The sequence below is a fragment of the Variovorax terrae genome, from assembly GCF_022809125.1.
Classification (GTDB): Bacteria; Pseudomonadota; Gammaproteobacteria; order Burkholderiales; family Burkholderiaceae_C; genus Variovorax_A; species Variovorax_A terrae.
The window spans coordinates 608918-618533 of record NZ_JALGBI010000001.1 but is presented as its reverse complement, the minus strand read 5'-3'; the positions used below and the strand labels follow the sequence as shown (position 1 = coordinate 618533).

Sequence of the window (9616 nt, the reverse complement as noted above, 5' to 3'; positions counted from 1 at the left end):
GCCGTGCATTGCTGCGTGTCTCCGGCCTGTCATTGCGCGTGCATTCACGCTGCGCGCCGAACTGCAGACGGCACAGCCGTCCCATGTGCAGATAGCGAGCTATGCCGCGCCGCCACCGCACCGAATTTGCGTGCCGTGGCGCTTGAAGCGGCGGAAGGCAAGATGAAAGGGCGCGGCACCACGGTGCGCGCCAAGCCAGTCTGCACGTGGGGTTGGGGCGGCACACGCCGAATGCGGCACCGTGCCGTCGAACTGTGTCGATCCAGCAGCCATGCGGCTTGCCCGCGTGCCACCTACGCGGCAGAACGCCCTGCTGCGCCAGGGCAGCAGGGCGTCAAAGACGTGGAAATCGGCTCAGGGGCGCGAGTCAGGAGGAGCCGCAGTGGCGCGCTCGATGAAGCGGGCCAGCGGCTCGGACGGATCCGTATCGGCCCGCAGGAGGTAGGTGGTCAAGGTGGGCGATATGCCTGCCAGCGGGCGGCTGCTCACATCGGGAGAACGGCTTGCGGCAATCTGCGAAGCCCCGACAAATGCCAAGGCATAACCAGCAGAAACCAGGGTCAATGCCAGATCGAGCGAAGCCACTTCCTCGGCCACCAGCGGCTCTTGATCGACCGTGCGCAGCACCTTGGCGACTTGACGGCAATAGCCCTCGCACAGGTGCGGGTCACCCATCAACAGCGGGTAACGCAAGACCTCTTGCAGCGGGATGCGCTTGTAGGCCATCAGGGGATGCGTGGCAGGCATAGCCACGACCAGCGGATCATGCCAAACGGGAACGGCCAGAAGACCTTCGCCCACCTCATCGGACTGCGCGAATCCGGCGTCATACAGATCGTCTTGTAGACCCTTGAGCTGCTGCGACAACGGGACTTCGCTCAATTGAATGCCGACCTCGGGATCATCGTCCCGGCACTTCGCCAGGAAGGCCCCGAGGTGCGGCGGCGTGATGCCATCGGACAGCGCAATGCGCAACTGGCCGTCGTAGCCCGCCGCAACCGCCTTGGCCCCGTCGCGGGCCTGCTGCAAGGCCGCGAAGATGCGCGGCACATGCTCCTTGAAGACCTGCCCGGCACGCGACAAGCGGGTGCTGCGCGAGTTGCGGATGAACAGCCGCACGCCCAGGTCTTCTTCCAGTTCCTTGATGGCGCGGGACAGGGGCGACTGGTCGATGTGCAAGCGCTCCGCAGCGCGGGCGAAGTGGAGTTCTTCGGCCACGGCCTGGAAGCAACGTAGATGGCGAAGTTCCATTGACGCTCCCCTCAGCACATCCGGCTACGGCCGTAGACGATAGATGGCCCCCGTTCCCCACGCCCCGGCAAGCCATTCATTCGCCATACCTCTACCAAGCGCAACGGCGCTGCCGGATAGCTTCTCTCCAACGATGGATGTCTTTCCGTCAAACGTGACCCGGCGAACAACGCCAGCACCGTTGTCCACCACGAGGACGGCATTCGGCCCGTCCGCTGCAATCCCCACTCCGGGACGGTTGAACGATGTGCCCAACTCCTGCTTATGCCCGTCACGAGTCACACGTGTTACCCGTCCGCCATATTGCGAAACCACGATGCTGCTGTCTTCCATTTCGACGACACCGACAGGCAGCGAGAAGCCATCGGCCACCAAACTTGCACGTCCACTGGAGACATCCACCGATACCACTTGGCCAGCGCCACGATTGGCAACCAGCAAGCGGCCGTCTCGGGAAAAGGTGATGCCCGTTGGGGTGGATAGGTTCTCCGCGATACGGCGGACTGAGCCATCCGAATCGAGGCGCACGATGTAGTCCGCCGAATAGGATGCAATGAACAATGCGCCTTTCTGATCAATGGCCACCCCTGCCGCTGCGGGAATGTCCTTGGCTACAACAGTGCGCGTGCCATTTTGGTCAATCCGCGTGACGGTGTTGGCCGACCAATCAGAAACGTAGACGGCCTTTCCAGGGATGGACGCAATCCCGACAGGCGACTGAAATCCTTCGTAGGCAGCTTCGGCTGCTACAGCTTGGCTGGGCATATGCAAGGTCATCAAGGATGTGAGCAGACACAGGAAGAGTTGGCGTTTCCGAATGCCCGGAGGTGGAGCGACATGCCGCCGCGCATGAATCAATCCGGTCATGCCGACTCCCTCTGCGCGAAGACTTCCTTGGCGGCAAATAGCCCGTTGAGTGCGGCCGGAAAGCCCGCATAGACGGCCATCTGCATGATGGTTTCGACGACTTCCGTGCGGCTCACGCCGACATTGAGCGCGCCATGGATATGCACCTTGAGTTGAGGCGCCGCATTGCCCAGCGCCGTCAGTGCCGCAACCACGGCAATTTCTCGGCTTTTCAGATCCAGGCCAGGCCGGGAGTAAATGTCTCCAAACGGAAATTCGATCAAGTAGCGGGCAAAGTCTGGGGCGATGTCCTCCAGGCTTTCCAGCACATGTTCACCGGCTTGCCCGTCTATTTCTTTCAACTTCGCGAGTCCGCGCTCGTAGCGGTCTTGGGTGTTCATCAGCAGTTCCTTGGGTCATGGGTGAGTTGGACGCCAGGGACTGCTCCATCGAGCGGTAATGCTCGATCTTGGCCTGCAAAGCGACTGCGGATTGGCTCATCGCTTCAATTTCCGCAAGAACATCCGTCAAGTGCTCTTCCAGCATCTGGCGACGATCCGGCACCGTCGAGTCCCCAGCGCCGCGTAACTTTGCAAACGCCTGCATCTTGCCGATAGGCATATGCGTCGTTCGCAAGCGCAGCAGGAATTCGATCCAGGCCATATCCGATGCCGCATAGCGCCGCTGGCCTCCAGCCGCACGACCGACCGGGGCGATCAGCCCGATGCGCTCGTAGTAGCGAAGGGTATAGGCCGTCAGGCCCGTGCGCTTGGCGACTTCTTCAATGCTCAGAAGATATTCCATGGGGTGATCCTAGAAGTTAGAGTGCGCTCTAAGTCAACAACTTTATGGTTGATTCAGAAGCCGCGCAAACTCGCCGGTGAATGCCCGCATACGCGCAGACGCGCCCGAACCCATAGGAGTCCAACAACCGCAGCATGGCCCCAGCTACGCCTTGAGCCGAGGCTGGGTTCTGGCCCACCGCCCGCTCGTCATTGCCTGGGTCTGGAAACTGGAGGCGAGGCGCCGTGCATCCGTGGGATGCTGAATCACCGTAAGCTTGCCCCTTGTAGTCTGCCCGCCGGGTTGCTCCAAGGTTTTCCGTCGCTATGCCCCCATGTGACCCTTGGCCTATCAAGAGCCAAGGGCATGCAGGCACTGAGATTCAGCCTAAGTCATTGGGCTGTTTGAACTTTTTCCCGCATTGCCATTGCGGAAAGAACTTGACAACAGACATTTTTCATCGCCGGGCCACCCCAAGATGAAAAGCGCCCCCTCGGGGGGATGCGACCCGCGCAGCGGCGGAGCGTGGGGGCCATTTTTTATGCCAAACCGGCCCGATGTCCAGGTGCAGCGGTCATTCGCCGCTATTATTTTGATAGCGTCCGCAGCGCCCGGCGCACGATGTAGCCCGTCTGCGGCGCGGCCCCTGCCGCCAGCCAGCGATCGCAGGTCTGCTGCACCCATTCGGGCTGCGACTTGCTGGCATCGTTGAGCCAGTTGGCCACCGAGTTCTGCACGTAGCGGCTCGGGTCGGCGCGCAGCGGCTCCAGCAGCGCCAGCGCGCGCCAGGGCTCGTTTTTCAGCGCCTCGATCGGGGCGCACCAGACGCCTCGCGGGCGCGTGAGCTCGCTGGCGAAACGGCGGATGCGCTCGTCCGGATCGCAGGCCCAGGGCTGCAGCAGCGCCAGCGCCTCGTCGAGCGAACCGATCACCGCGTCGCGCACCGTCATCCAGGCAATCTCGCGCACGCCGAAATGGCGGTCGGCGGCGAAGCGCCGCACCGCAAGCAGCCGGCCCGCCAGCGCCAGGCCCGACATGGGAATCCATTGCGCCGCCCAGCAGCGCGCCGCGTCGCTGGCATGCGTGGCCAGCGCGTGCGCCACGGCATCGCGGTCGGGGCGCACGGCCGCGAGGTCGTACAGCGCGCGGGCCACATGCTCGTGGCGCTTCATCGGCTTGAAGGCGTCCAGCATGGCCAGCGTGTCCTCCAGCCGCTCGGCCCGGGCCTCCAGGCCGATGTGGCCCGCCACGCTGCGCGCCAGGCGCGGCAGGTCGAGCGCGAGGAATTCGTTGAGATTGACGGTCTCCACCCGGCCGTCGTTGAGCGCCTGCAGCACCTCGGGCGGAATGAGCGCGATCTTCGCCGCGCCCTTGCGCCCCAGCAGGTGCTGCACACCGCTCATGCGGCCACCGCTTCGGGAGCGGCCCGGCGGCTCATGACGCCTGCTTGAGCAGCAGCTTCAGGTCGTCGGCCAGCGCCTGCGCGCCGCTGCCGTAGCGCGTGAACAGGCGCACGTTGCCCTGCGTGTCGTAGACGTAGCTGCCGGCCGAATGGTCCATGGTGTAGCTGGTGGCGGTCTTGCCGGGGACTTTCTTGTAGTAGATCTTGAAGTCCTTGGCCAGGGCCTCGAGCTTGTCGGGCGTGGTGTAGAGCGCGAGGAAGCCCGGGTCGAAATTGCCCATGTAGGCCTTGAGCACCTCGGGCGTGTCGCGCTCGGGGTCGACCGTGACGAACAGGCCCTGCAGCTTGTCGCCATCCGGGCCCAGCAGCTTCTTGGCCTCGGCCAGCTCGGCCATGGAGGTGGGGCAGACATCCGGGCACTGCGTGTAGCCGAAGAACACCACCACCAGCCGGCCCTTGAAATCCTTCAGGCTGCGCGGCTGGCCGTTGTGGTCGGTGAGCTGGAAATCCCTGGCATAGCCGGCGCCGGTGATGTCCACCGCCTTGAACTGCGGCTTCGACTCGGTGCAGGCCGTGAACAGGCCCAGGGTCCCCGCCAGCAGGACGCTGGACGCTATGAATTTGAGAGCATTCCGCTTGATCATGGTGTTTAGAGGAGGTAGTGGTCCAGCAGCAGCGCGGCAAACAGCACGCTCAGGTGGATCAGGGAAAAACGAAACGTCTTGCGCGCCAGGGCATCCGAGTAGCTGCGCCAGAGCCGGAATCCGTAGGCGCAGAAGCCCACGCTCAGCACCACGGCGGCGGCCAGGTACAGCCACGAGCTCATGCCGTAGATGAAGGGCATCAGGCAGGCTGCGAACAGCACCAGCGTGTACAGGAACACCTGCAGCCGCGTGAACTCGTTGCCGTGCGTCACGGGCAGCATCGGCAGGCCGGACTTGCGGTAGTCCTCTACCCGGTACAGCGCCAGCGCCCAGAAGTGCGGCGGCGTCCACAGGAAGATGATGAGGAACAGGATCAGCGCCTCGGGCCCGACCTCGCCCGTCATCGCGGCCCAGCCCAGCACCGGCGGCATGGCGCCCGAGGCGCCGCCGATCACGATGTTCTGCGGCGTCAGCGGCTTGAGGATCACGGTGTAGACCACGGCATAGCCGACGAAGGTGGCGAACGTGAGCCACATGGTCAGCGGGTTGACCCAGACGTACAGCAGCCACGAGCCGGTGGCGCACAGCACGGCCGAGAACAGCAGGGTCTGCCAGTCGCTCAGCTCGCCCTTGGCCGTGGGCCGCCAGGCGGTGCGCTTCATCTTGGCGTCGATGCCCTTTTCCACCAGGCAGTTGAAGGCCGCGGCGGCGCCGGCCACCAGCCAGATGCCGAAGCAGGCGATGGCGGCGAGCCGGACATCGTCCAGCGACGGCAGGCCCGGCACGGCCAGCACCATGCCGATGAGCGCGCAGAACACGATGAGCTGGATCACGCGCGGCTTGGTCAGCGCGTTGAACTGCCGCAGGCGCGACGGGAGCGGGAGGGTTTCGACAGCACTCATGCGGACAGTCTCGATGCACTCAGGTTGGATGCGCTCACCGTATCCAGCGCGGTGCGGCTTGCAAAAAGGGACCAGGTCAGGACCACCACCAGCGCCGCGGCGCCGCCGGTGTGCGACACCGCCGCCACCAGCGGCCAGTCCAGCACGACGTTGGACAGGCCGGTGGCGAACTGCCACAGCGCGAGGCCGGCGATCCAGCGCGCCTGCGTGCGCAGGGGCTCCAGCCGATGCAGCCGCCAGGCCAGCAGCCCCAGCGCCACGAACACGGCGTAGGCGAACAGGCGGTGGGTGTAGTGGATGGCCGTCAGCGCGGCGAAGCCGATGTGCTCGCCGTCGGCCGTCATGCCGAGGTGGCGCCAGAGCTCGAAGCCCTGGCGGAAGTCCATGTAGGGCCACCAGCTGCCCTGGCAGGTGGGAAATTCATTGCAGGCCAGCACGGCATAGTTGGTGCTGACCCAGCCGCCCAGCGTCACCTGCAGCACCACGGCCGCGAAGGTGGCGCCCAGCAGCCAGCGGGTGGCCGGCTTGAGCGGCACGGGCACCCGCTCGTCCTGGGCCTGCGAGTAGCGCACCGCCTGCGCGCACAGCAGGGCCAGCAGCACCAGCCCGCCGATCAGGTGCAGCGTCACGATCGCGGGAAAGAGTTTCTGTGTCACGGTGAGCGCGCCGAACGCGCCCTGCAGGCACACCCAGACCAGGGTCGCGGTCGGCCACCAGGGGCTGATGGGCACGCCGCCCTGGTTGTGCTTGCGCTGCAGCCAGCTGGTGACCGCCAGCGTGAGGATCAGCACGCCCACGCCGGTGGCGAGATAGCGGTGGATCATCTCGACCCAGGCCTTGCCATGCGTCACCGGGCCGGTGGGCATGGCGCTCTGCGCGGCGCTGATCTCGGCATGCGCCCCGACCGGGCTGGCATTGCCATAGCAGCCGGGCCAGTCCGGGCAGCCCAGGCCGGAATCGGTCAGGCGCGTGAAGGCGCCGAACAGCACCAGGTCGAAGGTGAGGAACAGCGTGAGCAGCGTCAGCGCACGCAGGCGCCGGGCCGGCGAAGCCTGCCGGTTGCGCAGCCAGACCCAGGCCAGCGGGCCGAGCGCCACCACCACGCCCATCAGCATGAGGCGGGCCAGCGGCGAGAGGTCGTAGAGCGATTGGGCGTCCATCGGTGCAGCGCTTCAGCGGCCGGGCTGGTCCCACGAGGCGGAGGCGCGCAGCAGGCGCTCCAGGTCGCGCTTGGCCTTGGCGGCGCCGTGCACGTCGAGCCCGGCCGGAAAGCGCATCATCCAGTTGCCCATCGGGTCCACCACGTACAGGTGGTCGCGCAGGGCCTGGCCCGGCGCCGGCTGCAGCCAGGCGCCGAGCTGCGCCTCGGGCACGCGCAGCACGTCGGCGCCCTTGAGCGCCGGGCGCAGCGCGTCGGCCACCGGCGCGTCGTCGCTGACCAGCCAGACCCAGTCAACGCGCTCCTTCTCCTTGCCCAGGCCTTCGCGCAGCTGGCGCTGCAGGTACAGGTGCTTCTGGCAGACCTCGTCGCAGCCGCCGCCGGCCACGCTGACGAACAGCCACTGGCCCTTGAGATCGCGCAGGTTGGCGGGCGCGCCGTCCAGGTCGCGCACCGCGAGGTCGGGCACGGGGCGCTGCGGGTCGATCAGCTCGCCGTAGTTGTGCCGGCCTTCGGGGCGGATCACGTAGTAGGTGAAATACGAGGCCACCACCGGCGCGGCGCACACCAGCAGCACGGCCAGCATCTTCCAGCGGCCGCTCACGGTGCGCTGCGCCGCCTGCGGATTCGGCAGGCTGTGCACGGTCAGGCCCAGCGGTTCGTCAGCGGCGGCGGGCCGCGCGCCGGGCGGGAGCGATGAATTGGAACCAGACATAGAGAATTGCAATCAGGCCGCTGAGGCCCCACCATTGAAACGTGTATCCGTAGTGTTTTGCCGTGTCGCTGCCCACCTCGGGCCAGTCGCGCTGCAGGCCTTCGCCGGGTGCGCCGGTCTGCAGGACGCTCACGCCCAGCAGGGGCAGCTTGGTTTCGGCACGAAACTCGGCCAAGTCGAGATTTTGCCGGATGGCGCCGGTATCGGCCCCCTTGAACTCATAAAGCTTGGACGGCGGGGGGGCAATCCGGCCATGGATTTCGACCGGCCCGGCCGGCATCTCCACCGGCGGCAAACGGGTGCGGTCCACGAAGTTGCGCTGGACCCAGCCGCGCTGCACCAGCACCACACGGTCCTGCCCCTGCAGCCGCAGCGGCGTGAGCACGTAAAAGCCCGGGGTGCCGTGCATCTGGCGGTTGTCGAGGTACACCGTGTCGTTCGGCAGCCAAATTCCGCGCAGGACCACCTGGCGGTGCACCAGCTGCGCCGCGTCCGGGGCGGCCAGCAACGCGGCCTGATCGAGCGCGGGAAGACGCTGCTTTGCCTCGATGGCGGCCTGCAGGGCCTCCTTTTGCGCGGCGCGCGACAACTGCCAGCGCCCGAGCGAGGCCGTCACGCCGATGCCGGCCACGGCCGCCAGCGTCAGCAGCCAGAAACGCCATGACGCCAGCTTCGGACTCACGGGATAATGCACTCCATGAAGTACCTCGTGCTGCTCGCCTTCGTGGCCATCATCGCCAGCCTGGGCTCGGCCTTGTTTTTCATGCTCAAGGACGGACGCGACGGCAAGACCAAGACCAGCAACATGGCGCGCGCGCTGGCGTTCCGCGTCGGGTTCTCGATTCTGCTGTTCGTCTGCATTCTGATTGCCTGGAAACTGGGCTACATCCACCCCACCGGCATTCCGGCAGGAACCTGAGAAAAACCGCCAAAGACAAAAGGCACCGCATGCGGTGCCTTTTTTTCATGGGCGCCGATGCGCGTCCTTACAACCAATAGACCAGCACGTACAGGCCGAGCCACACCACGTCCACGAAGTGCCAGTACCAGGCCGCGCCCTCGAAGCCGAAGTGGTGCTCCGCGGTGAAGTGGCCTTTCATCAGGCGCAGCGTGATGAACAGCAGCATCAGCATGCCCACGAACACGTGGAAGCCGTGGAAGCCGGTCAGCATGAAGAAGGTGGAGCCGTAGACGCCCGAGCTGAGCTTGAGGTTCAGATCGTTGTAGGAGTGGAAATACTCGTAGCCCTGCACGCACAGGAAGATCACGCCGAGCACCACCGTCATCCACATGAAGGCGATGGTCTTGCCGCGGTGGTTTTCGCGCAGGGCGTGGTGGGCGATGGTCAGGGTCACGCCCGAGCTCAGCAGCAGCGCGGTGTTGATGGTGGGCAGCCAGAACGGCGTCATCGTGGTGAAGGGCTCGACGATGTTCGCGGGCGAGGCCGTGGCGCCGGCGGCGAGGCTCGGCCAGACGGCCTTGAAGTCGGGCCACAGCAGCGCATTGTCCAGGCTACCGAGGGCGGGCACCGAGTGCGCGCGCGCCCACCACAGGGCCGTGAAGAAGGCGCCGAAGAACATCACTTCGGAGAAAATGAACCAGCTCATGCTCCAGCGGTAGGAGTTCTCGATGCGATGGCTGTACAGGCCGCCTTCGCTTTCATGCACCGCGTCGCGGAACCACTGGTACAGCACGCCGAGCCACCACAGCAGGCCGAAGGCGAGCGAGTACTTCCCCCAGTCATGGCCGTTGATCCACTGGGACGCGCCCAGGATCACGAAGAACAGGCCCAGGGCGGCCATGGCCGGATGCCGCGAAGGATTGGGCACAAAGTAGTAGGGCGTTGCGCCTTGCGTTGTCGAACTCATTTCAGCTCCTGACTCTCTCAGATCTTCTCTTGATATTTTCAAATTC

12 protein-coding genes are annotated in these 9616 nt (G+C 65.5%); 1 reads left to right on the top strand and 11 read right to left on the bottom strand.

Features of this window, described 5'->3' with window-relative positions; genetic code table 11:
• Nucleotides 1–354: 354 nt before the first annotated feature.
• The 10 genes from MMF98_RS02795 to MMF98_RS02750 all read right to left on the bottom strand — a co-directional run bounded on the left by MMF98_RS02795 (nucleotide 355) and on the right by MMF98_RS02750 (nucleotide 8384).
• Nucleotides 355–1251: a LysR family transcriptional regulator gene (locus MMF98_RS02795; RefSeq protein ID WP_243304111.1), complete on the bottom strand. Its 897-nt coding sequence runs from the start codon at nucleotides 1249–1251 to the stop codon at nucleotides 355–357.
• A 24-nt stretch (nucleotides 1252–1275) separates the two neighbouring features.
• A complete protein-coding gene (locus MMF98_RS02790; RefSeq protein WP_012479474.1) occupies nucleotides 1276–2118 on the bottom strand; it encodes a Vgb family protein in 843 nt (280 codons plus the stop codon).
• Entirely contained in the window at nucleotides 2115–2498 is a 384-nt protein-coding gene (locus MMF98_RS02785; protein WP_243304110.1) for a carboxymuconolactone decarboxylase family protein, read from the bottom strand. Before MMF98_RS02785 ends, MMF98_RS02790 begins: the two co-directional genes overlap by 4 nt.
• Nucleotides 2431–2901, bottom strand: a complete 471-nt coding sequence (locus MMF98_RS02780; RefSeq protein ID WP_243304108.1) for a MerR family transcriptional regulator — start codon at nucleotides 2899–2901, stop codon at nucleotides 2431–2433. Before MMF98_RS02780 ends, MMF98_RS02785 begins: the two co-directional genes overlap by 68 nt.
• 566 nt (nucleotides 2902–3467) lie before the next feature.
• Entirely contained in the window at nucleotides 3468–4283 is an 816-nt protein-coding gene (locus MMF98_RS02775) for a DNA alkylation repair protein (RefSeq protein ID WP_243304106.1), read from the bottom strand.
• Between the two features lie 31 nt (nucleotides 4284–4314).
• Nucleotides 4315–4926, bottom strand: a complete 612-nt coding sequence (locus tag MMF98_RS02770; RefSeq protein ID WP_243304104.1) for an SCO family protein — start codon at nucleotides 4924–4926, stop codon at nucleotides 4315–4317.
• 5 nt (nucleotides 4927–4931) lie between these two features.
• Nucleotides 4932–5828, bottom strand: a complete 897-nt coding sequence (gene cyoE, locus MMF98_RS02765) for a heme o synthase (protein WP_243304103.1) — start codon at nucleotides 5826–5828, stop codon at nucleotides 4932–4934.
• Nucleotides 5825–6988 (bottom strand): COX15/CtaA family protein, encoded by a 1164-nt coding sequence (locus MMF98_RS02760; protein ID WP_243304101.1) that lies wholly within the window; start codon nucleotides 6986–6988, stop codon nucleotides 5825–5827. Before MMF98_RS02760 ends, cyoE begins: the two co-directional genes overlap by 4 nt.
• A gap of 12 nt (nucleotides 6989–7000) precedes the next feature.
• Nucleotides 7001–7702 carry an SCO family protein gene (locus tag MMF98_RS02755; protein WP_243304099.1) on the bottom strand — a complete coding sequence of 234 codons (702 nt, stop codon included), beginning with the start codon at nucleotides 7700–7702 and terminating at the stop codon, nucleotides 7001–7003.
• Nucleotides 7650–8384: an SURF1 family protein gene (locus MMF98_RS02750; RefSeq protein WP_243304096.1), complete on the bottom strand. Its 735-nt coding sequence runs from the start codon at nucleotides 8382–8384 to the stop codon at nucleotides 7650–7652. Before MMF98_RS02750 ends, MMF98_RS02755 begins: the two co-directional genes overlap by 53 nt.
• A 15-nt stretch (nucleotides 8385–8399) precedes the next feature.
• On the opposite strand from MMF98_RS02750, the gene MMF98_RS02745 reads away from it, so the two are divergent.
• Nucleotides 8400–8621 (top strand): twin transmembrane helix small protein, encoded by a 222-nt coding sequence (locus MMF98_RS02745; protein ID WP_243304094.1) that lies wholly within the window; start codon nucleotides 8400–8402, stop codon nucleotides 8619–8621.
• Between the two features lie 67 nt (nucleotides 8622–8688).
• Here MMF98_RS02745 and MMF98_RS02740 read toward each other — a convergent pair whose 3' ends face one another.
• A complete protein-coding gene (locus MMF98_RS02740; protein ID WP_243304093.1) occupies nucleotides 8689–9570 on the bottom strand; it encodes a cytochrome c oxidase subunit 3 in 882 nt (293 codons plus the stop codon).
• Nucleotides 9571–9616 lie beyond the last annotated feature (46 nt).